We start from the raw sequence: 24,760 nt of genomic DNA on the forward strand, positions 1-24,760 counted from the left end.
CTCTGTTAACCTCTGTACTACAGATACGCAGTGTGGGGTAGCTTGGATGGAGTGGTTACGGCAGTGGTTTGACTACCCGGCTGATCCTTTACTACTGGCCGGCAGTTATGACCTGAACTTAGTGCTGCTGTCGTTTTTGATCGCAGTTTTTTCATCGGCCATTGCCATTCAGATCACGGCATCGGCCATCAGCGTGAAGAAAAAAAACTTACGTTTGCTGATGCTGACCAGTGGCAGTATTGCGCTGGGCGGCGGCGTCTGGTCGATGCATTTCATCGGTATGCTGGCGTTTACGCTATGTACCAGCGTCAGTTACCAACCGGGGTTAACCTTTTTATCTATGCTGCCCAGTATAGCGGCGTCCTGGGTGGCGCTGGATCTGATCAGCAAAAAACAATTAGCTAGAACCCAACTGTTGGTAGGTGGCGTGCTGGTAGGGGCCGGCATTGGCACCATGCATTATATGGGCATGGCTGCGATGCAGATGTCTGTGGCGCTACGTTACGACTTACCGATGTTTTTATTGTCGATATTGGTTGCGGTAGTGCTGGCTGTTATAGCGTTATGGGTGCGTTTTGGCCTGCGCCGCTTTAATCTGGCTGCGCACTGGCTGACCCTGCTAAGCAGTATTGTGATGGGCGCCGCTATTAGCGGCATGCATTATACCGGCATGGCGGCGGCCCGCTTTGTACCACCTGCGGATTTTATCGCCAATACTGAAAACAGTGATATTTCCTGGTTATTAGCACTGGCAGTCGCGTTTACCACCCTGGTGATCACTGGTTTGGTGGTGGCGGTAAATTTATTGCTGAAGTATCGCGAGCTCAACCTGCAGGTCAATGCCAAAGAAGCGTTGGCTAGAGAAAACGAAGCAAAATTTCGCTCGTTGATTGGCAATATCCCCGGTGCCGCTTACCGTTGTTTGCACAATGAAAATTGGGACATGCTGTTTATCAGCGAGGCGGTGCAGTGGTTATCCGGCTACCCGGCCAGTGATTTTATGTTGCCCGACGCGCAGCGCAGCTGGTCTGACTTAGTGCATCCGGAGGATAAAGCGGCCACAACGCAGCTGGATTTATATCAGGGCAGTTTTAGTCTGGAGTACCGCATCCGGCATAAAGATGGCAGCTGGCGCTGGATTTTAGAGCACGGCGAAGCGATAAAAACCGACAAAGGGGAAATTATCTGGCTGGACGGCTTTTTAATGGATATCAGCGCCCGCAAACAAATGGAGCAGGAGCTGCTGCAGGCCAAGAATACCGCCGAGCAGGCGGCTGAAGCCCGGGCGGCGTTTCTGGCCAATATGAGCCATGAAATCCGTACACCGATGAACGCCATTATCGGCTTCAGCGATTTGCTGTTATCTGCTGAATTGCCGGAACCACAGCATAAGCACCTGCAAACTATTCATAGCGCTGCACGTTCACTGCTGCATTTGCTCAATGATATTCTCGACAGCGCCAAGCTGGAAAAAGGCAAGCTGGAGCTGGAGTACCGCGATTTTTCCTTGCCGGCGCTGCTGGATACAGTGGTGTCTACGTTATGGTTACAGGCCCGCAAAAAGCAGCTGCAAATGACGCTGGAGCTGGACCCGGCCGCTGCGGAATTTTATTACGGCGTGCCTGAGCGGTTACAACAGGTACTGACCAATTTGCTCGGTAATGCCATCAAATTTACTGAGCAGGGCAGCGTAACGCTAAAGGTACAACTTACTGCGCCGACAGAGCTGACATTCAGCATTATTGATACCGGCATTGGTATAGCGGCCGAGCGTTTGCCGTATATTTTTGATGCCTTTACCCAGGCAGATGCCTCGATGAGCCGGCGTTTTGGTGGCACCGGCCTGGGTACCACTATTAGTAAACAATTGGTTGAACTGATGGGCGGTAGCATCAGTGTGCACAGCGTTGATGGCGAGGGCAGCTGCTTTAGCTTCACGCTGCCGCTTAAGCCCGGTGCGGCGATAGCACCAACCGGCGTAGGGCAGGCAATAGCGCTGCCGCCTTTGTCGGTGCTGATCACTGATGATATTGCGCAAAATCTGGAGTTGCTACAGTTGCTGTTGCAGCGCGGTGGCCATAGTGTTGTGGCGGTTTCTGACGGACAACAAGCTGTTGCGGCGGTGCAGCAACAGCATTTTGATCTGGTGCTGATGGATATCCAGATGCCGGTAATGGATGGCTTGCAGGCGTGCAGGTTAATCCGGCAATGGGAAGCACAGCAGCAGCGCGAGCCGTTGCCGGTAATTGCCTTAACCGCCAGCGTGCTGGATGAAGATAAAGTTGCCGCCAAAGAAGCCGGTATGCAGGGCTTTGCCAGTAAACCCATAGATTATGCGCAGCTGAGTGCAGAAATTGCCCGGGTACTGCAGCTTGATATAGCCGATACGCCAGTTATCACACCAACCGAGCCGGCAAGTTTGCAACTGCTCAATACCAGTAAGGCCGTGCAGCTGTGGGGATCGTTAACACACTACCTGCCGCAGCTGGAGCAATTTTTACAGCAACAACAGCCCAGGCTTTTGCAAGCCGCCACTGAGCTACAAGCCGGGCACGTTAATGCTGTACAGCAATTAGCCCATGCTATTAAAGGCGTGGCGGCTAATTTGGCACTGGAGCAGTTAAGCAAGTTAAGTGCTGAGTTAGAGCAGGCGGCGCGGCAGCAGCAAACCGAACGCGCCGCACAGCTGCTGGCGCAGATGGTGGCAATCTGGCCGGATCATCAGCGGGCATGCCAGCAATTGGCGCTGCAGGCGACGGATGTAGCGGCTGAACGCTTGCAAAGACTTGACGATGCGACTCTGACTGCAGTATTAACAAGCTTACAGCAGGCACTGCAACAGCATGAGCTGGACGACAACGTGCTTGAACAGCTGGAAAGATACAGTGGGGCGCACGAAGCCATGATCCTGGCGGTATTAGATGCCGTAAATGATTTTGATTTTTCCCGCGCTTTAGCCATAACAAAGCAGTTACAGCAGCAAATCACGACAGGACAACACTGATGAGCGATAAGCCAACCTTACTGCTGGTAGATGATGAACCCACCAATCTCAGAGTGTTGCGTACCGTGTTGCACGATGATTACCGGCTGCTGTTTGCTAAAAGCGGTGAAGAAGCGCTGCAGTTGGTGGCACAGCAACACCCGGCACTGATCCTGTTAGATGTCATGATGCCGGCCATGACGGGCTACGAAGTCTGTGCCCGGCTAAAAGCCAATCCGGCAACGGCAGCAATACCGGTTATTTTTGTGACGGCTTTAAAAGACGAGGTAGACGAGACCAAAGGTTTTGCCGTGGGCGCGGTAGACTATATTGCCAAGCCAGTGTCACCGGCCATAGTGCGGGCCCGGGTAAAAACTCACCTGTCGCTGGTACATGCCGACGAGCTAAAACACACCCGGTTGCAGGTGATACAGCGGCTGGGCCGGGCAGCTGAATATAAAGACAACGAAACCGGTTTACATGTGATGCGTATGAGCCACTATGCCCAAATACTGGCGCGGGCTTATGGCTTGTCAGAGCAACATTCAGAAGACTTACTGCATGCCGCCCCTATGCACGATATTGGCAAAATAGGTATTGCTGACAGTATCTTACTTAAACCCGGCAAGCTGACTGCCGATGAGTACCGTGAGATGCAAAAGCATCCGCTGATCGGTGCCGAAATACTCGGCGAATGCGATTCTGCATTATTAAAAATGGCCAAGGCGGTGGCCTTGTATCATCACGAAAAATGGGACGGCAGCGGTTATCCGCATGGCCTGGCCGGCGAGGCCATACCGGTTGAAGCGCGCATAGTGGCAGTGTCAGACGTATTTGATGCGCTCACCAGTGCCCGGCCGTACAAACAAGCCTGGAGCATTGAAGACACCATGGCACATATGCAAGCGCAAAAAGGCCTGCATTTTGAGCCGAAATTAATCGACTTGCTAGAGCAAAATCTGCCACAAATTCTGGAAATAAAGCAGCGTTGGGCAGAGTAAGCCTGAAGCCACAAAAAAGGATTGAAACCATGCGTAATAGCATACTGTTTAGTGTTCTCTGTGTTTTTGTTTCAGTACTTCAAGCGCGAGAATTACCAACCCAGCCGGTATTAAAGCTTAAAGCGCAAATGCAGCAAGTGGTTCACAGCGATGCCAGGCTGGAAGTACTGGCTGAAGGTTTTAGCTGGTCTGAGGGCCCGGTAGCAGAGCCTGCAACCGGTGATATTCTGTTTTCAGATGTACCTGAGAATACCGTCTATCGCTGGAATGAGGCACAGGGTTTAACGGTGTATCTGCAACCATCTGGCTATACCGGCCTGTATCCGCAAAACAACCGCCAGCAAGGGGCTAATGGGCTGATTTTTAATAATAACAACCAGTTGGTGTTGGCGCAGCATGGTGACCGCCGGCTGGCATTGTTCGCCGGTGTCAAAGATGGCGTACCGCAGTATCAAACCTTAGTCACTGCGTTTAACGACAAATTACTCAATAGCCCGAATGATGTGGTGCAGCACAGTAGCGGTGCTTATTATTTTACCGATCCGCCATATGGTCTGGCCGGCGGCGACAGCTCAGCCGAAAAGCAGCTTAGTGTAAATGGTGTATACCGGCTGGATAGTAATGGCAAACTCACTTTGTTGGTCGATAACTTAACCCGGCCCAATGGTCTGGCGTTTTCGCCGGATCAAAAATGGTTGTATGTCGCCAACTCGGATAAAAGCGCCGCCAAGTGGTGGCGCTATGCAGTAAAAGCCGATGGCAGTCTCGGCGAGGCCGAGCTGTTGTTTGATGCCACCACACAGGCGCAGCAACAAAACGGCTTACCGGATGGCTTAAAAGTACTGCCATCCGGCATCATTTTAGCTACCGGCCCCGGTGGCGTCTGGGCGCTATCGCCAGAAGGCGAACATCTGGGCACTATCCAAACCGGTGTCTCCGCCGCCAATGTGGCGTTAAGTGCAGATAACCGCTGGCTGTATATAACAGCGACAAATTATCTGCTGCGCATAGCGCTGCAGCCTTAACCGGGCTATTCCCAGCGCGCATCATCTTCGCTGATGTTAAAGGCGATTTGTTCGCCTTTAACCGTTAGCTGCAGCACCTGTTTAGGTGAGCCGTCAGCATTGAGCTCTACCAGACCAATACCGGCCTGATTCAGCAAACGCTCGCCGGCTTTGGCTGTATCGGGTTTATGCGGCACAATTTTCATACTACGCCGCTTGGTAAACCAGTTTAGTGGTGAGCGCGGCGAATACAGCCAGCGGTTGAGCCGGTCTAACACATCGAGCAATTTAGCAGGAAACTGATTTTTCAGGCCGCTGCTGGTAATTTGCCAGATATCCGGCCCGCCTTGCTGGCCGCGTAAATTGACTTCATAAACAAAAGAGTAATGCACATCACCGGATAAAATCACGAAATGTTTCGGCGTTTTCGGGTGACGAAACAGGTTCATCAGCGCATAGGCCGTGCCGCGGTGCGCCATCCAGTTTTCGGCATCCACCAGCAGCGGCCGGCCAATAAAGCTAAAAAACTTCTGAATACCTTCAATCAGCTTTACGCCAAATACCGGCGCCGGCGCCACCAGCACCACCGCATCATGGCCAAGCAAGTCCTGCTGCAGTTCAGTGATGGCTTCCCAGTCCAGCAGGCCGGAGGGCTTGCCAATATCTACCTCAGATCGCCAACGCCGGGTGCGGGTGTCCAGTACCAGTAGTGGCGGCTCGGTAGGCCATTGATAATGCCACTGATTAAAGCGCAGCAGTTCGGTAATGAGTTGCTGATGCTGATCACTGCCACTGTCGGCAAAGGCGTGCTCTGCCTGTTTCAGCATTTCCGGCGTAAAGTGCTCTGGCGTATTGCCCCAGCCCTGACACAGTAAATAACCAATCAGGGCATTACCGATAATACGGCGGGAAAAATCATGGTTATAGGCGGTTTGCTCCCATTCTGCTGTTAGGTTCCAGTCGTCGGTAACATCATGATCATCAAAAATCATTGCACTGGGCAGGTGTGCCAGCAGCCGTTGCACTTTAGCTAAACCGGCAGCAAACTGTTTAATGATCTGCTGCTGTGTATTGTAGGTTTGGCGCTGCTCTGGGGTTAAGTCGGCGGCCTGTTGCTGCGTTAACTCGGTAGCGTCGGGCAACCAGGCGGCGGGTGACCACACCAGCACATACATGCTCAGCATCTCAGCCAGACTGATCAAATGGTTACGAGCATTGTCTGAGGTAAATACCGGCTTTTTAACGCCTTTAAACACCTGCGTCAGCACCGCCTGGCTGGCTTCGGTTTTTGGCAGTAAGGTATCGCGTTTGTAGTAATACGGCTTAGTGCTGTGTAATTCCGTTGAGCTTGTCACTGCAGAGCAGGGCAGCGTTTCGTCATTAAATCCCAGCTGACTGATAAGCTGATGAATAGCCCTTAGCATCGGTGCCGCTACATCGTCAGCATAGATCTGGTCGCCGCTCAGCAGCAGCAAAGCCGGCCATTGCTCAGGTGCGTGCTGCTTCAGGTACGTATCGGCGGCTAACAGGCCATCATCAGCATTAAAATGCGGTTTACGGCAGGAGCCATGCAGCAGTTTGCTGAGTTTTGGTTGCAGTACAAAGCCCGGGCTGTCGCGGCCGGGGTACACCAGCTCGGGTGCCCATTGCTGCCAGCCCTGCCAGTCAGTGTCGCTGTTAGCTGCGCTATCAGGGCTTGCAGGCGCCAGCTGTATGTCATAGCCAATCCAGCACCCTTGCGGCAGCGCGGTTTCAAGCGGAATATGCAGCAGTTGCATATACAGCTTATCAGCACAGCGCAGACTTTGCGTATGCTGTGCAAGTGTCGCGTCATCAAGCTCAATAGCGGTGTTGCCCTCTGGCATCAGCTTTAGCTTGATATTGACCGATGCAGAGGTGGCCAGCCAGAACGTCAGACTGCGCGGCGTAATGGCGCGCAGCATAGGCCCTGCCAGCACCAGATACAGGCTTGTCTTCGACTCTGCATAATTCGATTGAGCTGTAGTTTTTTCCAAGAGTGGTGAGCTTCATACGACTTAGAAGTCCAACTTTTACTACGCTTGCTTGGACGAATCAAGCCCTTGAGCAAATTGGGTTCGTTGGTCTATTGGCTTCTTTTGCATCCAGAATTTGTAAGGAATAAGCTATTTGGAGCACAGTAATTTTATTCACGTCTGATGAACAGACGTTGTTGCCTTTTAGCTTTGCCAAGGTTGGTAATTTGCGCCTTATATCCCCTCATTAATTCATAAAGGCGACCGCTTGCTGCTCTGATAGTGACGAAGATTCCATATCCTGCTTTAAAGGTTAACTTTTGGTGAAAATTAGGTGTTTATATGGTTGATGCGAAGGCGGTGTGAATATAAAATCGGCGCAAATTCAGCGTGACTCGCAGGAGAATATTTCAGCATGAAGCCGAACCAACCAATTCAATATGTGAGTTTCCCACGACCTGTAAGACCTGAAAACCCATCGCCACTTGAGATGATTATTTATCAGTACGAGCTTAAAGCTTGCGAGTTTCATAACCACAGAAACTGTCGGGCTCCCGACAACGAGACAGCAAAGCAAAAGGCTGCTCGTATAGCTAAACGGGATAAAGACTGGCAACACTTGCGTTTGGAGCGTCGCAAAATTGCTGCTCACATTATGTACCAGGAAAATTTGACTGCTTATCGTAAATCCAGTGAATCAAAGTCTGTTCGTGAACTGGCAACCGAGAATCATCATCCGACAAAGATGTTAGCCAGAAACCTACTTGCGGTGGGTGAGCCGAAACCAACGCCAATCCATGAGGCTCACCATATCATCCCGGGCTCAGGTAAACATCGCAAAGAATTGATTATCAGAAGTCGCCTGAATCTGCACGCCTTTGGTATCGGTATCAATGACCCGCTCAATGGTATCTGGCTGCGCAACTTTGCGAAGAACACTGCTGATGACTGGGCTACACCTGAGTCGCCGGCACACAGACCCATTCATACCTATAACTATGAAACCTGGATTGCATCGAAGTTTTCAAATGATAATCTGCCGGAACGTGTATTCGTGTCACGGTTACAAACAGTAAAGCGTGAACTTCGCACAGGGAAGCATCCAGCTAATATTCTTCAGAGGAAGACTGGCTGATGGAAAATGAATTAATGGAAAATACAACAACAGTATATCGACTAAAGCCTGTCGCTAATTCTTATGAAGTCCCAGACCTGGATTTATTTGCGTTCGCTGACATCCTTGGCGATGAAGATTTATCATTGGTGCGGCGTCAACCCAGAACCAACGAAAGTTTACTGGATAAATGGACCCCGTCCAGATGTGATCTGGCTTCGGAATATAAGCAAGGATTGCCGGTACCGGATGTATCCTTCTGGGGCTCATACTTACTGTTGTCGGAAGAGGCTTATAACGCTTTTAAAAGCCTACTGGCTGGTGCTGGCGAATTTTTAGCGCTTCAGGTCGGCTATATGCAAATGTACATTTTTGTACCGCTACAGTTTGCAAAAGAAGATATCGCTCGCACAATTCGCCACTACGAAGACGGGTTTGAATGTGGCGTGGAAACATTGGTATTTGAACAGTCGTCATTGGCAGACAAGTCAGTATTTAAGTCAGAAATGTATGGCACTCATGGCCTGTTTGTAACAGATAGCTTTAAAGTGATATACGATAAACACCACTTTTCGGGTCTCGAGTTTGACGAAGATTTAGCTGGCATTTTCTAGTGAGCCATTGTCCAATTTTTGTCGTTCAATCTGTTTAAGCACCTCGATTGAATGCAATAGAAAAGCCATCAATCAACCCGGATAGGGTCGATAAGTGAGCACAAAGGCCAGAGAACGATGCTCTGGCCTCTGCGTGGATTTGCATTAACCCCTCATAGTAACAAACTCTTCAGCACTGGTGGGGTGCAGCGCTACTGTACTGTCAAAGTCGGCCTTGGTCGCGCCCATTTTTATCGCTACAGCAAAACCCTGCAGCACTTCGTCCATGCCTTCGCCGATGCCGTGCAGACCCACCACTTTTTCGTTGGGGCCTGCGCACACCAGCTTAAAGCGGCTTAGCGCCCGATGTTCAGTAATAGCGTTATACATAGCGGCAAAGTTACTGCGGTACACCTTAACGTTGCCGGCACCATATGCTGCCGCGGCTTCATCTTCAGTTAAGCCGATAGTACCAATTGGCGGGTGGCTGAATACCACGGTTGGAATAAGCGAGTAATCCATATGCGCATCGGGCATGCCTGGGTTAAATAAGCGCTCGGCCAGCATCCGGCCGGCTTTTATCGCAACCGGCGTCAGCTGGGCTTCACCGGTAATGTCGCCCACAGCATAAATGCCTGTAACATTAGTATTCTGGTATTTATCGGTACGGATATAGCCGTCGTTATCGGTGGTGACGCCGGCGGCGGCCAAATTTAGCTTGTCGGTAGCCGGCTCGCGGCCGATGGCCCAAATCAGGCAATCGATATCGTCAAATACGGTGCCGTTACTGCAGTGTACGGTCAGAGTGCCTGCAGCGGTTTTTTCCACCCGGCTAACTTCAGTGTACTTATGCAGCTGAAACTTATCCTGCGCCATCCGTTCGAGCAGCATATCGGTAATGTCGCTGTCAAAATTTCGCAGCGGCCGATCTTTACGTATTAAAAGATGGGTATCTGTGCCAAGGGCATGTAATACGCCGGCAATTTCTACGGCGATATAACCGGCGCCTATCACCAGGGCCTTTTTCGGCTGAGTGGTTAAGGCAAAAAAGCCGTCGGAGTCTATACCGTGTTCACTGCCGGGAATATCGGGCCGGGTTGGGCGGCCGCCAACGGCGATAGTGATATGGTCGCCAGTAATGCGCTCGCCGTTGACTTCAACGGTGTTGGCATCAACAAAACGGGCAAAACCTTCAATCAGGGTAACACCATTGCTGGCAAAACCGCGCTGATAGCTGGCATGAATACGCTGAATGTAAGCTTCACGGTTTTGCACCAGCGTAGCCCAGTTAAAGCCATTCTGGCTGATATCAAAACCATAAGCCGGACTGTATTTTAGCGCTTCGGCAATATGGGCGCCGTACCACATGACTTTTTTTGGCACGCAGCCGACATTAACACAGGTGCCACCGACGGCTTTGGCTTCTATCACCGCCGCGCTGGCACCACGCTGGGCGGCGCGGTTAGCACTGGCAATACCGCCGCTGCCGGCGCCGATGGCTAAGTAATTAAAATGACGGGTCATAAGGAGATTCCAAAACTAAAGATGTTCTGGTTATAAGGTGTGTTGACTGGTTTTACAAGCCCGGGCGCGGTACGACGGCGTAAATGTCGTTACCACGCCGGGCTGCATGGGGTTACAGTTTTTTCAGATCGATAGCATTGGCCAGCGCCAACATAGTGCTTTGTGCTGAACTGTCGCCGTTTAAGCTGATCATGGCGCCACTGGGGGCTAAAAACTGGATCTCTAGTTGGTCACCGTCCAGTTTTTGCACCGCCTGAATACCCTGAATTTTAATCAGCTTTCCGCCCGACATCGCAATCATCGACGGGTTGCTTAGCATCATAGAAAACGCCTGCAGCATCGGAGAATCCATCATCAATTGTATTTCAAAGCGTTGTTCGTCGTTGTAATACTGCCGCGATGCGCTAATACCACCACCAAACATGGCCGCACCGGCAACGTCACTTTCGGCGTCCTCTGCCTGCCAGCCGGACGGCGCCGCCGGAAACACCTGCTTTACCTGCTCGCCTTTTTCCTGGCGCAGCAGGGTGCTGGCGTAATCCAGCTGAGCAATGGCTTTTGATAGCTCACCGGCTTTGTAGTGTTCGGTCGCGGCTTTAATGGCGTCATCAATGTCAGTAGCGCTGGCACCAAGTGGCAGGCCGACCCAGACTAAACCGATAAGGATGGATTTTTGTAACATTTTCATTTAGCTTCATTCCTTTGATTAACAAATAGCGCTCAGTATAGCGAACAGTGAGCCTGACTGCCAATAAGCACTGTCAGGCGTTGACAAGCACAGGTGTTGCCCCAACATTAACGCTATCGTGTTTGTAATGAATGATTTTGCATAAAGGGATCGATATGTCAGCCAGCGACAATGTATTACTCAGTTTTACCGGCTTGCCGCCATTTTCAGCCATTACGCCAGAGCAAGTAAAACCGGCGGTAGAGCAGGCAATTGCGCAGGCTCGCGCAGCAGTAGAGCGTGTGGTAGCCGCGTCACAGGTGAGTTGGGCCAGCCTGATAGAACAGCTGGAGCAAGACAGCGAGCGCTTAAGCAAGCTGTGGTCGCCGGTGTCGCATATGAACTCGGTCGTCAATACGCCCGAGCTGCGTCAGGCTTACGAAAGCTGTTTACCCCTATTGTCAGAATTTAGCACCTGGCTGGGGCAACATGAAGGGTTGTACCAAAAGTATCAGCAGCTGGCGCAGAGTGCTGAATATGCCAGCTTGACAGCGGCGCAGCAAAAGGTGATTCAAAATGCGCTACGCGATTTTAAATTGTCAGGCATAGGTTTGCCGGCAGAGAAAAAGCAGCGCTATGGCGACATTCAAAGCCGGTTGTCGGATTTAGGCTCGCAATTTGCCAATAATACGCTGGACGCTACCCAGGCCTGGTTTAAGCAGATCACTAATGAGGCTGATTTAGCCGGTTTGCCGGAAGATGCCAAACTGGCGGCGGCAGAAGAGGCGAAAAACCGTGAGCTGGATGGCTGGGTGTTTACGCTGGAGTTTCCAAGTTACATCGCTGTAATGACCTATGCTGATAAGCGTGACCTGCGCGAAGAGCTGTACAGCGCTTATTGTACCCGGGCGTCAGATCAGGGCCCGACCGCTGGCCAGTTTGATAATAGCGCCATTATTGAAGAAACCCTGGCGCTAAAGCATGAGCTGGCGCAGCTGTTAGATTTTAACAATGCCGCAGAAGAATCACTGGCCACCAAAATGGCTGAGTCGCCGTCACAGGTGCTGGATTTTCTGCATGATTTAGCCCGCCGTGCGAAACCGCAGGCAGAACAAGACTTAGCTGAGTTAACCGCTTTTGCCAAGCGCGAATACGGGGCTATTGATCTGGCCGCCTGGGATGTCGCTTACTACGCGGAAAAACTAAAGCAGGCCAAGTATGCCATTTCAGACGAGCAGCTGCGGCCGTATTTTCCTGAGCATAAAGTCGTCGCCGGCTTATTCAGCGTACTTAACAAACTGTTTGGCGTGACAGTGACTCAGCGCGAAGGCGTTGATGTCTGGCACAGCGACGTTAAGTTTTACGATATTTTTGACGCTCAGGGTGAGCTGCGCGGCAGTTTTTATCTCGATTTATACGCCCGGGCGAAAAAGCGCGGCGGCGCTTGGATGGATGCTTGCCAGGGACGGTGTATTCTGGCTGATGGCAGTGTGCAAACACCGGTGGCCTATTTAACCTGCAACTTTAATAAACCGGTGGGCGGCAAGCCAGCGCTGTTTACCCATGATGAAGTGGTGACCTTGTTCCACGAATTTGGTCATGGCATTCATCATATGCTAACCAAAGTGGACGCAGCGGCCGTAGCCGGTATTAATGGTGTGGCCTGGGATGCGGTAGAACTACCCAGCCAGTTTTTAGAAAACTGGTGCTGGCAGGCTGAGGCGCTGGCGATTATCTCCGGCCACTACGAAACCGGCGAGCCGTTACCACAAGACTTGCTGGATAAAATGCTGGCGGCGAAAAACTTCCAGTCCGCGATGTTTTTGGTGCGTCAGCTGGAGTTTGCTTTGTTTGATTTTCGTCTGCATGCCGAGTATGACCCAACGCTGGGCGGCCGGGTACAGCAAATGCTGGACGAAGTGCGCTCAGAAGTATCGGTCATTATTCCGCCGCGTTTTAACCGCTTTCAGCACGGCTTTAGCCATATTTTCGCCGGCGGTTATGCGGCCGGTTATTACAGCTACCTGTGGGCAGAGGTGCTGTCGGCCGATGCCTTTGGCCGCTTTGAAGAAGAAGGCATTTTTAATGCCGACACCGGGCGTGACTTTTTACGCTGGATCTTAGAGCGCGGTGGCAGCGCCGAGCCTATGGAGTTGTTTAAAGGCTTTCGTGGCCGTGAGCCGAGCAACGAAGCCTTACTGCGGCATATGGGGATTGCCGGTTAACAATTCATTGCCAATTCAGCGCCGCTCTGCCAAGCTGACAGCAGAAAACAGGAGGTATTATGCGAATGACAACAGCGTTAATGTTGGCGGCCACTATGTTACTGGTGGCGTGTCAGCAAGGGCAGGCGAATAGCGAAGGTGCCGGGCAGCGTGTGGCGCCCGAACCCTTAGTAGAGCCGATCGATCCGCAGGTTAATCCAGTAGCGGCGGTGAAAGCGAGGAAGCAACAAATGACAGCTGATGTAAACTTAAATGCCATGCGCAGCGAGATTATGACGCTGATTGGCGATGCCAAAGCCGACAATATTGCCCAGTGCCGGGTGGTAGCTTTTGGCAGTAAACCTTGTGGCGGGCCGTCCAGTTATATTGCTGTGTCGGTAAAAGCGCTGGATGAAGAACACATCATGGCATTAATTCACAAATACAATGCCGCCGTTAAAGCCGATAATGAGCGCCGCGGACTGATGTCTGACTGTGCAGTGGTGCCTAAACCTGCGGTAGTGCTGGAAAATGGTGTCTGCACCTTAAAAGCCGGTGCGGATACTGCAATCTACTAAGATTGCTACTGGTTTGACAGCGAAGGCAACAGTACACTGTTGCCTTATTTTTAGTGGTAAAAGGTAAGTGGTGTGACAACAGCAGAACCCTTTGAACGTATTTATCAGCGCGCCTGCGAACGTAAAGGCGGTAAAGCGGCATTGGAAGCCTTGTTAGGGCACAGTGCCAGCGCGGCTGAAATCAGTGTCATACCAGACAACCTGCTGCTGGGCGAGCTAACCAAAAAAGTGTTTCAATCTGGTTTTGTCTGGCGCGTGGTGCGGCAAAAATGGTCCGGCTTTTGCGACGTGTTTTTTGATTTTGATATTGAAAAAATGCTGCTGATGAGCGACGAAATGCTCGAAGCCAAAGCACGCGACGAGCGCATTATTCGTAACGCGGCTAAAGTATTTACCATTCGGCATAACGCCATGATGATTGATGATATCGCCCGCAAGCACGGCAGCTTTGCCCGTTTTCTGGCTGACTGGCCCAGCACCGATATTATTGGCCTGTGGGCCTATTTAAAACAACATGGCGCCCGTTTAGGCGGCAATACCGGCCCTTATGCGCTGCGCGCCATCGGCAAAGATACTTTTATTTTAAGCGAAGATGTTGAAGCGTATCTTAGGGCAACCAAGGTGTTTGATGGAGGTATCAGCAGTAAGCGTAGCCTTAATCAAATTCAGCAGCAGTTTAATCTTTGGCAGCAGCAGTCTGGCAGAAGTTTAACGCAAATCAGCCAGATTATAGCGTTAAGCGTTGGCGAGAATGTCGTAGGCATGCAACGCTAATGCTAGCGCCGTTACTGAGTAGTGCCGCTTTGCCGGCAGATTATGCCGCCAGCTTATGTCAGCAGTTTGGTCTGCAACTGAGCGAACACGCCGTTGGCTGGCATTTAGCCTGGCAGGATGATGCGCTGGTGCTGCGCCATACTGAATTGGCAAAACAAGGCGATATACTGGTCGATTTTGCCAGTGGTGCCGCCAGTTACCGCCGCTTGCATGGTGGCGGTAAGAATGAAGCCATTGCTAAAGCCTGTGGCTTAACTAAAAAACGCGATCTGCGCATACTGGATGCCACCGCCGGGCTGGGGCGGGATGCCTTTGTGCTGGCCAGCCTGGGTGCCAGCGTCACTTTGGTAGAGCGCAATCCGGTTGTGGCGGCGTTGTTGTCCGACGGCCTGCGCCGCGGGGCTGCAACGGCTGAACTTAGTTGGTTAAGCCAGCGTATGCAGTTATGCCACTGCAGCGCACTGCAGGCATTAACGCAATGTGCCGCGATAGAGGTGGTGTATTTAGATCCGATGTTTCCGCCACGGGACAAAACCGCGCTGGTGAAAAAAGAAATGCGCGCGTTTCATGACGTGGTCGGCAGCGATCTGGATGCCGATGCGTTATTGGCTCCGGCGCTTGAGCTGGCAGAAAAACGTGTGGTAGTAAAACGACCGGCCTATGCCGATTATCTGGCGCAGCAGGCACCGACTATGTCGGTAACAGGAAAAAACAACCGCTTTGACGTGTACGTTAATGCAGCGATTTAAGCAAATTTGAAACAACACTAAACTTAATGGGGAGAGTAACATGATTAAAGTCGGCGATAAGTTGCCCGAGGTAAGCTTTTCACAGCTGACCAAAGAAGGCGTAATGAACCCAACCACCAGCCAGATTTTTGCCAATAAAAAAGTGGTGCTGTTTGCCGTGCCGGGCGCTTTTACACCCACCTGTTCGGCCGCCCATTTGCCGGGCTATATTGCGCTGGCCGATCAGATTAAAGCTAAAGGTATTGATGCCATTATCTGTACCGCGGTAAACGATGCCTTTGTGATGAATGCCTGGGCAAAAAGCCAGAATGCTGACGAGATCACTTTTTTAGCCGATGGCGGCGCGGCTTTTCACAAGGCAATTGGTTTAACCATGGAAACCGCTGATTTTGGCGGCACCCGTTCGCAGCGCTATGCGATGGTTGTTGAAAACGGTGTGGTGACCTTGCTGAATGTTGAAGCGCCAAAAACCTTTGAAGTCAGCAAAGCCGAAGTGATTTTAGCGGCGCTATAAAGCGGGCGATAGCAAGCGTTGTCAGCATGAACAGCCATTAAGGCGTACCTTAATGGCTGTTATACGCTACAGGGTGCGATAAATCTGTTCTAACTTTTGGCACTGTCGGCGAATATTAAAATGCTCGTCAACATGGGCGATACCCGCTTGTGACAATTGATGCCGCAGGGCAGACGATTGCAACACGGCCAGTAAGTTGTCGGTGAGCTGGGCGACATTTTTCTGCTCTGACAACAGGCCGGTTTTTTCATTGACTACACCCTCGCTGACACCGCCGGTAGCGAAAGCCACCACAGGGGTACCCACCGCCTGAGATTCAACGCAAACCGTCGGCATCCCTTCTTCGTTGCCTCTGGCCATCACTATGCTGGGCAAGCAGGTCACCCAGGCGTTTGCCATCAGCTGCTTCACCTGTTCTCTGTTTTGTGCACCAACAAAGGTAACATTGTTAAGTTCTGCCGCTTGAGCCTGCAATTTTTCCTGATAAGTGCCATAGCCGGCAATAATTAACTCGGCATCGGGTAATTTCTTATTAATTTCACGCATAGCCTGCAGCAAATACTGACAGCCCTTTTGTTCAATTAACCGACCAACAAACAGTATGGTTGGATGTGCAGATTTCTCTGTTGCCGGGGCAAAAAACTGATTATCTATACCGACATAGTGCTGAATAATTTTGTCTTGCGGGCAACCACGTTGAATAAGCCTGTTTTTTATAAATTGCGATACCGCGAGGATTTTTGCCGACTGCGAGAACACGATGTCTCGATGCTTACTGTTATAAGAAAACTTGTCTTTTTGTGTGATATCCGAACCGTGAAAGGTGGTTAGCAGCGGAATATCCAGCTTTTTGGCAATTGGCGCACAGTAATAGCCACCTTTGCCAAAGTGCGCATGGATAAGATTTGCCTGTTGTTCGGCCAGTGCTTGTTGCCACTTGGGGGTGAGGCGCTGACAACCATCGAGTAATAATCGTGATAGCCAAGGTAAGGGCTCTACTGTCGACTGTACACAGGTGGCCTTGCCGGCAATTAAGTCGCTGCCGCTGCTGTCGGTACGTAAGCCGATATACACTGGCTGGTAGCTTGGCAAATTATTGCCTTGTGCAGCGACAAAGGTGTTGGATCTGGGCAACACCCTTTTGGTAAAAATAAGTACTTTTGGCGACATGGCGTGTTTTACTTATTAATCAAAGCCGACTTCACCCGGCGGATGGCTTTGCGGATCACCGAAATTTTGCTGTCTTCTTTGTAGCGGCCTTTTTCGGCGTGGCGGATAAGCAGCAGGTTAGGCAGGGCTATCGGCGTGCCCTGAGTGCCTAATAACCAGCGTACGGCACGGTCTTCATAGGTTTTAGTCCAGTGATATTTCGGCTTTTGGTACACGGCTAAGTCATCACAGTAGCCGCAGGCGCGGGCCACGTCGCCATGAATAATCTGAATAGCGCCGGTGGCGCGGTCAAACTTGCGCGGCTTAAATTTACTTTTATCCACTTCAAGCAATTCGGTCTTATCTTTACCGGCCGAAATCATCGGATCGGCTTCGGTCAGCAGCGGCGTTACCAGCAAGGTGTCCGGGAAAACCAAAATATCCTGCCGGCCTTTTAACAGTTGCTCCAACGTATCTAAACAGCCTTCATGAAACACCATGTCGCAATCGGCAAACCAGATCCAGTCGGCTTTTGTCTGCTTAGACGCGTGGTTGCGGCCAATGGCGCGGCGCAGTAATAACGGCGTTGGTAGCTTCTGGAAGTTCCACTGTACGTTAGGCACCACAATAGTTTGAAAATGCTGTAGTAACTTAGTTGTTTCAACATCGTCTTCAGAATAAAACACGGTAAAGCGTACTTGCATATTTGTTGGCGGGTATTTCACCAGCGAGCTTAACTGATAAACGAAAAAGCGCGCGTAGTTCCAGCAGTGGCTGACAATTTCCAGGTTAAGATTGTCGTTAAACACCCTCAGGCTGGCTTTATCTGGCTGATTTTTAATAAACGCTGTCGCCGGAAAATAACCCGATGCGGCAAAGCGCAGTAAAAATTCTTTTACGCCATCAAACATAGCCGGTTGCTGGTGTGCCGGTAACGCCATAAGTAAGCTCCAAACAGGGTAACTGCAGCTGCAAAATAAGCAGTGACTAACAACTAAGACGGCGCTAAGCGTAGCATTTATTGCCGTTTTGAAACAGAATCTTTTGGTAACCACAGCCGGTTTTTGGCATTATAGCGCCTGTTTAACCGCATAGTTACTCTGCCATTGTGCCGCGCCTAACTGCAGGAAACCCGTCATGTCACAGTTGTTTGCCCGCTATTGCTACAACCTGCTGCTGTATCTGGCTGTGCTGCCGGTGTGGTTATATCTGTTATTGCGCTCGCGCAAGGACCCGGCCTACCGCCAGCGGCTGGCTGAGCGTTTGGCCTGGCAGCAGGTGCCACAGCAGGCGATGGGCGGCATAGTAGTGCATGCTGTCTCGGTAGGTGAAGTGGTTGCGGCGACACCGCTGATTAAAGCCTTGCAGCGGCAATATCCTGACCTTACGCTTACCGTTACCTGTACGACACCAACCGGCTCTGCGCGTATTGTTAATACCTTTGGCGCTGGCGTTTATCATTGTTATTTGCCTTTAGACACCCCAGGCGCGGTAAAGCGCTTTCTGGGCAAGTTGCAGCCACAGGCGGTGATCCTGTTGGAAACAGAGCTGTGGCCAAATTTATTGCAGCAATGCCGTAAGGCGCTGATCCCGACCGTTGTGGTTAATGCCCGTTTATCGGCGCGATCGGCTAAAGGCTACCGCCGTTGGTATGGCGTTAGCCAGTTGGCGCTGCAGAATATCAGCCTGCTGCTGGCACAGGATAAGGCGACAGCCCGCCGCTTTGCCGCACTCGGTTGCCCGGCACAGCTTAAGGTGTGCGGCAATTTAAAATACGATATGGCACTACCGCCACAGCACTCTGCGCTGGTGGCGCAGTTTCAGCCGCAATTTGCCGGACGACAGCTGTGGGTGGCCGGCAGTACCCATGCCGGTGAGGATGAGCTGCTGTTAACGGCCTACAAACAGCTCAAAGCTCAGCTGCCAAATCTGCTGCTGGTATTAGTACCGCGTCACCCGGAGCGCTTTAACACTGTCGCGCAGCTGATCGCGCAGGCTGAGCTTAACTGTGTGCGCCGCAGTGCGGTCAAAGCCGTCGATGCTACGACGGATGTGATGTTAGCCGACACTATGGGCGAGTTGTTAGCCTGGTACCAGCTGGCCGATGTGGTGTTTATCGGCGGCAGCTTAATTGAGCGCGGTGGTCATAATCCGCTGGAGGCGATGCATTTTGCCAAGCCGATACAAAGCGGTCGCCATGTGTTTAACTTTGCCACCGCCTACCAGTGGCTGGCTGCTGAGCAGGCACTGAGCTGGGTAGAGGATGTGCCGTCGTTAGTGCAAAGCACCGCTCAGCTTCTGCATAACACTGCGCTGGCGCAGCAACAAGGTGCGAAAGCGCAGGCATTGTATCAGCGCCATGGTGGTGCCAGCAGCCGCATTTGTCAGGCCATTAGCACCTATCTGGCCGAGGGCATCAATGATTTTGCGGTATCAGCCACGGCAGCGGCTGTTAGCTGGTATCAGCGCGAGGTATTTGGCCACTGTGGGCAGCTCAGCTTTGCGCCGGCTTACTGGCAGCAACAACAGGCGGTGATTGGGCAGTCGCAAGGGCGCAACACGGCCTGGTTTATCCGGCATAATCAGCACCGCTTTGTGCTGCGGCATTATTACCGAGGCGGCCTTATTGGCAAGCTGATAAAAGATAAGTTTAGTTACCGCTCTGTTATGCACAGCCGGGCAATGCAGGAGTTTGCCTTGCTGCGTCAGTTAAGACGCTATCAGTTACCGGTACCGCGGCCTCTGGCGGCACATTATCAGCGCACAGCCTGGCATTATCGCAGCGACCTGATCATTGAGCTGATTGCCGATAGCCGTGATTTGGCCGGGCTGCTGGGCAGTGGCGAAAGTCTTTCCTGCGGGCAATGGCAGCAGTTAGGCGCTTTGATTGGCCGTTTCCACCAATATGGCGTTTATCATTCTGATTTGAATTGCCACAATATCCTGCTTGATAGCCAGGGTGATTTCTGGCTTATCGACTTTGACAAATGTGGTTTACGTAGCCCGGGCAGTTGGCAGCAAGCTAATTTGGCACGGCTGCAGCGATCCTTGCTAAAAGAACGTACTTTGCAACGCCAGTTTAGCTGGCAGCCACAGCAGTGGCAGTGGTTGTTACAGGGCTATAACCGGCAGCTTAACGGCTAAAATCGACAGTTTGCCGCAGTTTTTTGGCTTTTATTCACGCTGCGTTCACTTTTTATCTTGGTTTCACCCTTGGTGTCATCGCCGTTCTTTGATATAACATCAGACGACGGAGGGGCATCTATGCGGCTAAATAAAATAATAACAGGCTTGATGGTCGCCAGCTTTATGCTGGCGGCTGAGCCACAGCAGCAAATGGCTGAGGCCAAAGCAGCGTATCAGCAGGGGGATCACGCTAAAGCCGCCGCGTTGTGGCAGGCGCTGGCGCTGGACGGTAATACCGCAGCCCAGTTTGAACTGGCGAAATTGTATTCGCTGGGCCATGGTGTTGAGCAAGATGCACTGCAGGCAGCGTACTGGCTGGAGCAGGCGGCATCAAACAGTACGGATTTTGCCGAGTCTGCCAGGGCAAAGCAGGATATTGTGCAGGCGGTAACGCAACTGAAAGCCAGTGCAGTTGAGACGGCCGCTGAAGCCGCCGCTGAGACTGCCGCTGAGCCGGCAGCTGTGCAAGCTAAAGCCAAGCCCGCGTCAACACCCACACTTAGCCTGCCTTCGGTAGCAACGGTATCTGTTGCCACTCCGGCAAAGTCAGGGCCTAAGGCGCCACAGCTGGCCGTGTTGCCGCTGAACCAAGCCAGCTTTGAAGCCGGCATCCGCGCTTTTGGCCGGCAAAATTATGCCGAGGCCTTTGGCCACTGGTACCCACTGGCAGAAGCCGGGCAAGCGGATGCCCAGTTTAACCTCGCCGCCATGTATGCTAATGGCCACGGTGTTGCAGTCGATGGCGCCACCGCGGCCTGGTGGTTTAATGCCGCTGCTGAGCAGGGTATGGCGCAGGCACAGTACCAATTGGCACTGGCGCATGCTAATGGCAAAGGCGTGGCGCAGGATGATGCGCTGGCCGTATATTGGTATCAAAAAGCCGCTGCGCAGCAGCACGTGCTGGCGCAATATAATCTCGGTTTTATGTATGGCAATGGCCGTGGTGTTACCCAGGATGAGGCCAGTGCACTGCTGTGGTATGAACGGGCGGCAGAACAGGGTGACGTTGATGCGCAGTACATTGTTGCCGGACGCTATCAGAGCGGCCGTGGTGCCAAGGTCAATGTGAATAAAGCGATTGGCTGGTATCAGCAGGCGTTGGAGCAGGGCCACAGCCGGGCGGGCTTTCAGCTGGCGCAATTTTATCTGCAGGGGCTTGGCGTCAGTAAAAATGAGAGCCGGGCTTTTGATTTATTTGAACGTGCCGCAGCCCAAGGGGTGACGGAAGCGCAGCGTGAGGTTGGGATCAGCTATTCGTTGGGCCGTGGTGTGCGTGTCAATGACACTAAAGCGGTCGATATGCTGCAGCGCGCTTGTGAGCAACAGGATCAGACTGCTTGTTATTATTTAGCGCTGCATTTAACCGATGGCCGGGGCATAAAAGCCGATGCCGCGCAGGCCGCGAAGTTGCTGCAACAAGCCGCAGATGGCGGCAGCCCTGAGGCCCAGTTCCGGCTGGCGGTAATGTACAGCCAGGGCCTGGGCGTTGCTGTTGACGAAGCTGCGGCGTTTAGCTGGTTTATTAAAGCCGCGCAGCAGGGACATGCAGAAGCCCAGTACCTGACTGGGCTACGCCTGGCCAATGGTACCGGTACAACGCAAAATGATGTCGAGGCGGTAAAGTGGTATCAACGGGCAGCAGAACAAGGCGTATTATATGCCCAGTACAATCTGGGGTTTATGTATGGGGCCGGCCGTGGCGTAGCGCAGGATGATGAAAAAGCGCTGTACTGGTATGTCAAAGTGGCAGAGCAGGGCGATGCTGACGCCCAGTTTAATCTGGGGTTACGTTATGAAACCGGCCGTGGCGTGCGGCAGAACGACGAGCAGGCTGTGCGTTGGTATCAGAAAGCGGCCAGCCAGAACCACCTGCGTGCCATTGCCAATTTGGGCTATATGTATGAAAAAGGCTATGGTGTCGGCATGGACGAGCGCCGGGCGCTGGAGTTGTATCAGCAGGCGTTGTCGGCCAAGGTGCCCCGGGCACTGACCGCGCTGGGGTTATTTTACAAAAACGGCCGCCAGGTTAAAGCTGATGACAAAAAAGCGGTAGAGCTGTTTGCGTTGGCGGCGGAGCAAGGCTACGCCAACGCTCAGTATAATTTAGGTTGGATGTACGAGTATGGCCGTGGTGTGAGCAAAGATCTGGCCAAAGCGCGCGATCTATATCAGCAAGCCGCTGAGCAGCAAGAGCCATTGGCACAGGCACAGTTAAGCCGGTTGCTAAACCCCTGATATAGCTTGAAGCCCGTTACATAAAAAAGGCCAGCATATTGCTGGCCTTGTGCTATCTGGTGCCGGTTACGGCTGGTATTCTGTAGCCAGGGTAACACCGCTAAAGGTGCTGTAAGCGCGGATACTGATATACCAGGTGGCCGCCTGCGGGTTACTAAAGGCACAACTTTCATTGTTGCCATTTTTATACGGCCGGCAGTCGTAACTGCTGGTCGTTGGCTGGGCGCCGCGACGGACATATAAGTCGCCATCACCTGAGCCGCCCGACATCGTTACGTCAAGCGTACTCATGCCTGCCGGCACTGTTAAGGTGTAGTGCAGCCAGTTACCGGTTGTTGCCGTTAAGTTAGTCAGAGTACCGCCACCGCCGGTGCTGCCACCGCCTGATGCTGCGGTGTAATCTGCCGTCAGGGATACACCAGAATAGCTGCTATAGCCGTTTAACATCACATGGTAAGTCCCCGCCTGTGGCGCCGCAAAACTGCAGCTTTCGCTGTTACCGCCTTTGTACGGGCGACAGTCGTAGCTGGAGCTGGTCGGGGCGCTGCCAAATTTGACATACATGTCGGCATCACCACTGCCACCGGCCATGTTAAAGGTCAGGTTAGTCGCGCCGGCAGGCACAGTAATAGTGTAGTAAGTGTTGCTACCGGTGCTGCCAGACAGGTTGGTTTTAGCAACGCCTTTTTCCAGCTCGTTAGTGCCTGGCGTACCGCCACCTGAACCCATCGCATTTAACACGGCGGCATTGGCATCAACGATACCGGTGCCACAACCGCTACAGCTTGCCGGGAAGCTGCGGCTAGTAGATTTTAAGATCTGCTCTACTTCGTCTGGACTGGCTGATGGCTTGGCCTGTTTGATCAGCGCGGCAACGCCGGCAACGTGTGGTGCCGCCATTGACGTACCCTGACTGTAGCCGTAGCTGTCGCTGCCCGGTGTGGTGCTACCGGTATTGTAAGTAGACAAGATGCCGTTAGGGTCATTGGCCGAGTTCATCGCACCACCCGGTGCGGCCACGTCAATAGAGGTGCCGTAGTTTGAATAGTAAGCCCGGCCACCGTTACGGCCAGTCGAGGCAACGTTAACCACACCGGCACAGTTGCCCGGGTTATAGTTATTGGCGTTGTCGTTATCATTACCGGCAGCAATCACCACCACAGTACCATTGTTACGGGCGACATTAATGGCATTTTGTGTGGTAGAGGAACAAGCGCCAGCGCCGCCGAGGCTCATGTTAATCACGTCAGCCGGGTTCGCATTAGCCGGTACGCCAGATACGGTGCCACCGGCGGCCCAGATAATGCCGTCAGCGATATCAGAGGTATAACCACCGCATTTACCCAACACCCGCACTGGTACTACTTTCGCCTGATATGCGACACCCGCCACACCGGAGTTATTATTGGTTACCGCCGCTATAGTGCCGGCAACATGAGTACCGTGCCAGCTGGAGCCACGGAACGAGGTAGGCTGACCGTTGCCACATTCACCGGCATCGGTCCAGTCGCCCGGATCGCGGGCATCGCTGTCGCGGCCATTCCCGTCGTTGCCGACAAAGCTATCTGAGATCATGTCGTAACCAGGCAGGATATTGGCATTTAAATCGGCGTGTGGCCGGTAACCGGTATCCAGCACGGCAACAACAACGCCCTGGCCGGTCGCATTATCCCAGGCGGCGGGGGCACGTAAACCACCGGTCGCTTCATAATAGTGCCACTGGTTGCTGTACTGGGTATCATTTGGCGTGGCGGTGGCGTGCAGCATCACGTCTTCTTCTACCCGTTCTATTTCATCATCCTGTGCTAACAGCTCCAGCATACGCTGGGTTTCCCGTTTTGACAGTTTGCGCTCAGCACGGAATACGGCGTGCTTGTTTAAGCCCATGCCGCGCACAAAGCGCATATTTTCACCGGCACGGCTGCTGAAGCGCTGGGCTTTTTCGGCCATCCGTTGTGCTTTCATCTGTTGGCCAACGCTTTGTGGCAGCGCAGCGCTGATATCTGCCGCAGATTCTTTGTATTTAATAATAAAACGGGTGGCCGGGCCGTCAGCTTGCTCAGTATCGTCATTGGCCAGTACCTGGGTGGTAAAAACAGCAGCGGGCAGGCATAGCGCTGCCAATGCCGTCAGTCGAAAGGAAGTCTGTTTCATAATGATTGTTTACCTGGATTTATGATTATTTATAGTTGTATGCAACCTGTCTGGACGGCTGCTGCACGATTTTTAATCGTTTGGCAGGGTAAAGTAAACCCGGTGAAAAAACGCTGATTTTCTTTAGCCGGAACTAATGTAAACAGCTGTTTCTTAAAAAGGATTATTTGTCCAAAGCCTTTATCATCAAACTGTCATCTGAGTGTGATAGTTGCTGACATGTGTAACATTTAGATACAAATGTAATTTATTGTTATTGGTTATAAGGTATAACCAAAGCGAATAAATTAATTTTATCCGGCGGCAGCTAAGTGCTGTTATTGCCAGCATTGCATGC

At 52.2% G+C, this 24,760-nt stretch carries 18 protein-coding genes; 12 read left to right on the forward strand and 6 right to left on the reverse strand.

Annotated elements, in window-relative coordinates; genetic code table 11:
• The first annotated feature begins 46 nt into the window (after nucleotides 1-46).
• Genes EYB30_RS02200 through EYB30_RS02210 form a run of 3 tightly spaced genes read left to right on the forward strand, consistent with a single transcriptional unit; the run spans nucleotide 47 to nucleotide 5,009 of the window.
• A complete protein-coding gene (locus EYB30_RS02200; protein WP_166836595.1) occupies nucleotides 47-3,004 on the forward strand; it encodes an MHYT domain-containing protein in 2,958 nt (985 codons plus the stop codon).
• Nucleotides 3,004-3,984 carry a response regulator gene (locus EYB30_RS02205; RefSeq protein WP_166836597.1) on the forward strand — a complete coding sequence of 327 codons (981 nt, stop codon included), beginning with the start codon at nucleotides 3,004-3,006 and terminating at the stop codon, nucleotides 3,982-3,984. Before EYB30_RS02200 ends, EYB30_RS02205 begins: the two co-directional genes overlap by 1 nt.
• A gap of 29 nt (nucleotides 3,985-4,013) precedes the next feature.
• Entirely contained in the window at nucleotides 4,014-5,009 is a 996-nt protein-coding gene (locus tag EYB30_RS02210; RefSeq protein ID WP_166836599.1) for an SMP-30/gluconolactonase/LRE family protein, read from the forward strand.
• A gap of 5 nt (nucleotides 5,010-5,014) precedes the next feature.
• On the opposite strand, the gene EYB30_RS02215 is transcribed toward EYB30_RS02210, so the two are convergent.
• On the reverse strand, nucleotides 5,015-7,003 hold the full coding sequence (locus EYB30_RS02215) for an alkaline phosphatase D family protein (RefSeq protein ID WP_206674544.1): 1,989 nt from the start codon (nucleotides 7,001-7,003) through the stop codon (nucleotides 5,015-5,017).
• Between the two features lie 394 nt (nucleotides 7,004-7,397).
• On the opposite strand from EYB30_RS02215, the gene EYB30_RS02220 reads away from it, so the two are divergent.
• Together EYB30_RS02220 and EYB30_RS02225 are read left to right on the forward strand one after the other, a co-directional pair.
• Nucleotides 7,398-8,117, forward strand: coding sequence for an AHH domain-containing protein (locus tag EYB30_RS02220; RefSeq protein ID WP_166836602.1), 720 nt, complete (start codon nucleotides 7,398-7,400; stop codon nucleotides 8,115-8,117).
• Nucleotides 8,117-8,710, forward strand: coding sequence for a hypothetical protein (locus EYB30_RS02225; RefSeq protein ID WP_166836604.1), 594 nt, complete (start codon nucleotides 8,117-8,119; stop codon nucleotides 8,708-8,710). Before EYB30_RS02220 ends, EYB30_RS02225 begins: the two co-directional genes overlap by 1 nt.
• A 144-nt stretch (nucleotides 8,711-8,854) precedes the next feature.
• Here the strand turns inward: EYB30_RS02225 and gorA are convergent, their stop codons facing one another.
• Both gorA and EYB30_RS02235 read right to left on the reverse strand, forming a co-directional pair.
• Nucleotides 8,855-10,213 carry a glutathione-disulfide reductase gene (gene gorA / locus EYB30_RS02230; RefSeq protein WP_166836606.1) on the reverse strand — a complete coding sequence of 453 codons (1,359 nt, stop codon included), beginning with the start codon at nucleotides 10,211-10,213 and terminating at the stop codon, nucleotides 8,855-8,857.
• A 112-nt stretch (nucleotides 10,214-10,325) separates the two neighbouring features.
• Nucleotides 10,326-10,901, reverse strand: a complete 576-nt coding sequence (locus EYB30_RS02235) for a hypothetical protein (protein ID WP_166836608.1) — start codon at nucleotides 10,899-10,901, stop codon at nucleotides 10,326-10,328.
• 155 nt (nucleotides 10,902-11,056) lie between these two features.
• Between EYB30_RS02235 and prlC the strand changes: the two genes are divergently transcribed.
• The 5 genes from prlC (at nucleotide 11,057) to EYB30_RS02260 (ending at nucleotide 15,699) form a co-directional block, all read left to right on the forward strand.
• On the forward strand, nucleotides 11,057-13,105 hold the full coding sequence (gene prlC, locus EYB30_RS02240) for an oligopeptidase A (protein ID WP_166836610.1): 2,049 nt from the start codon (nucleotides 11,057-11,059) through the stop codon (nucleotides 13,103-13,105).
• Between the two features lie 59 nt (nucleotides 13,106-13,164).
• Complete coding sequence (locus EYB30_RS02245) at nucleotides 13,165-13,662, forward strand: hypothetical protein (RefSeq protein WP_166836612.1); 498 nt, start codon at nucleotides 13,165-13,167, stop codon at nucleotides 13,660-13,662.
• Nucleotides 13,663-13,734: 72 nt separating this feature from the next.
• On the forward strand, nucleotides 13,735-14,436 hold the full coding sequence (locus tag EYB30_RS02250; RefSeq protein WP_166836614.1) for a DNA-3-methyladenine glycosylase I: 702 nt from the start codon (nucleotides 13,735-13,737) through the stop codon (nucleotides 14,434-14,436).
• Nucleotides 14,436-15,185: a class I SAM-dependent methyltransferase gene (locus EYB30_RS02255; RefSeq protein ID WP_166836616.1), complete on the forward strand. Its 750-nt coding sequence runs from the start codon at nucleotides 14,436-14,438 to the stop codon at nucleotides 15,183-15,185. Before EYB30_RS02250 ends, EYB30_RS02255 begins: the two co-directional genes overlap by 1 nt.
• 40 nt (nucleotides 15,186-15,225) lie before the next feature.
• On the forward strand, nucleotides 15,226-15,699 hold the full coding sequence (locus EYB30_RS02260) for a peroxiredoxin (RefSeq protein ID WP_166836618.1): 474 nt from the start codon (nucleotides 15,226-15,228) through the stop codon (nucleotides 15,697-15,699).
• 66 nt (nucleotides 15,700-15,765) lie between these two features.
• Here EYB30_RS02260 and EYB30_RS02265 read toward each other — a convergent pair whose 3' ends face one another.
• Nucleotides 15,766-16,869 carry a glycosyltransferase gene (locus EYB30_RS02265; RefSeq protein WP_166836620.1) on the reverse strand — a complete coding sequence of 368 codons (1,104 nt, stop codon included), beginning with the start codon at nucleotides 16,867-16,869 and terminating at the stop codon, nucleotides 15,766-15,768.
• An 8-nt stretch (nucleotides 16,870-16,877) separates the two neighbouring features.
• On the reverse strand, nucleotides 16,878-17,789 hold the full coding sequence (locus EYB30_RS02270) for a glycosyltransferase family A protein (RefSeq protein ID WP_166836622.1): 912 nt from the start codon (nucleotides 17,787-17,789) through the stop codon (nucleotides 16,878-16,880).
• A 196-nt stretch (nucleotides 17,790-17,985) separates the two neighbouring features.
• Here EYB30_RS02270 and waaA point away from each other — a divergent pair, with 196 nt between their 5' ends.
• Nucleotides 17,986-19,992 carry a lipid IV(A) 3-deoxy-D-manno-octulosonic acid transferase gene (gene waaA, locus EYB30_RS02275; RefSeq protein WP_166836624.1) on the forward strand — a complete coding sequence of 669 codons (2,007 nt, stop codon included), beginning with the start codon at nucleotides 17,986-17,988 and terminating at the stop codon, nucleotides 19,990-19,992.
• A 120-nt stretch (nucleotides 19,993-20,112) separates the two neighbouring features.
• The gene (locus tag EYB30_RS02280; protein ID WP_166836626.1) at nucleotides 20,113-22,269 is read left to right on the forward strand and encodes an SEL1-like repeat protein; all 2,157 of its coding nucleotides are present in this window, start codon (nucleotides 20,113-20,115) and stop codon (nucleotides 22,267-22,269) included.
• A 66-nt stretch (nucleotides 22,270-22,335) separates the two neighbouring features.
• Here EYB30_RS02280 and EYB30_RS02285 read toward each other — a convergent pair whose 3' ends face one another.
• Nucleotides 22,336-24,423 carry a S8 family peptidase gene (locus EYB30_RS02285; RefSeq protein ID WP_166836628.1) on the reverse strand — a complete coding sequence of 696 codons (2,088 nt, stop codon included), beginning with the start codon at nucleotides 24,421-24,423 and terminating at the stop codon, nucleotides 22,336-22,338.
• Nucleotides 24,424-24,760: the final 337 nt, after the last annotated feature.

The organism is Rheinheimera pleomorphica (assembly GCF_011634895.1).
Classification (GTDB): domain Bacteria; phylum Pseudomonadota; class Gammaproteobacteria; order Enterobacterales; family Alteromonadaceae; genus Alishewanella; species Alishewanella pleomorphica.

Bases quoted from the DNA above. Each gene is read 5' to 3' on its own strand.
- EYB30_RS02235 (WP_166836608.1), bottom strand. From the start codon at position 10,901: ATGAAAATGTTACAAAAATCCATCCTTATCGGTTTAGTCTGGGTCGGC.
- gorA (WP_166836606.1), bottom strand. From the start codon at position 10,213: ATGACCCGTCATTTTAATTACTTAGCCATCGGCGCCGGCAGCGGCGGT.
- EYB30_RS02255 (WP_166836616.1), top strand. From the start codon at position 14,436: ATGCTAGCGCCGTTACTGAGTAGTGCCGCTTTGCCGGCAGATTATGCC.
- waaA (WP_166836624.1), top strand. From the start codon at position 17,986: ATGTCACAGTTGTTTGCCCGCTATTGCTACAACCTGCTGCTGTATCTG.
- EYB30_RS02280 (WP_166836626.1), top strand. From the start codon at position 20,113: ATGCGGCTAAATAAAATAATAACAGGCTTGATGGTCGCCAGCTTTATG.
- EYB30_RS02220 (WP_166836602.1), top strand. From the start codon at position 7,398: ATGAAGCCGAACCAACCAATTCAATATGTGAGTTTCCCACGACCTGTA.
- EYB30_RS02270 (WP_166836622.1), bottom strand. From the start codon at position 17,789: ATGGCGTTACCGGCACACCAGCAACCGGCTATGTTTGATGGCGTAAAA.
- EYB30_RS02205 (WP_166836597.1), top strand. From the start codon at position 3,004: ATGAGCGATAAGCCAACCTTACTGCTGGTAGATGATGAACCCACCAAT.
- EYB30_RS02225 (WP_166836604.1), top strand. From the start codon at position 8,117: ATGGAAAATGAATTAATGGAAAATACAACAACAGTATATCGACTAAAG.
- EYB30_RS02245 (WP_166836612.1), top strand. From the start codon at position 13,165: ATGCGAATGACAACAGCGTTAATGTTGGCGGCCACTATGTTACTGGTG.
- EYB30_RS02210 (WP_166836599.1), top strand. From the start codon at position 4,014: ATGCGTAATAGCATACTGTTTAGTGTTCTCTGTGTTTTTGTTTCAGTA.
- EYB30_RS02200 (WP_166836595.1), top strand. From the start codon at position 47: ATGGAGTGGTTACGGCAGTGGTTTGACTACCCGGCTGATCCTTTACTA.
- prlC (WP_166836610.1), top strand. From the start codon at position 11,057: ATGTCAGCCAGCGACAATGTATTACTCAGTTTTACCGGCTTGCCGCCA.
- EYB30_RS02265 (WP_166836620.1), bottom strand. From the start codon at position 16,869: ATGTCGCCAAAAGTACTTATTTTTACCAAAAGGGTGTTGCCCAGATCC.
- EYB30_RS02260 (WP_166836618.1), top strand. From the start codon at position 15,226: ATGATTAAAGTCGGCGATAAGTTGCCCGAGGTAAGCTTTTCACAGCTG.
- EYB30_RS02285 (WP_166836628.1), bottom strand. From the start codon at position 24,423: ATGAAACAGACTTCCTTTCGACTGACGGCATTGGCAGCGCTATGCCTG.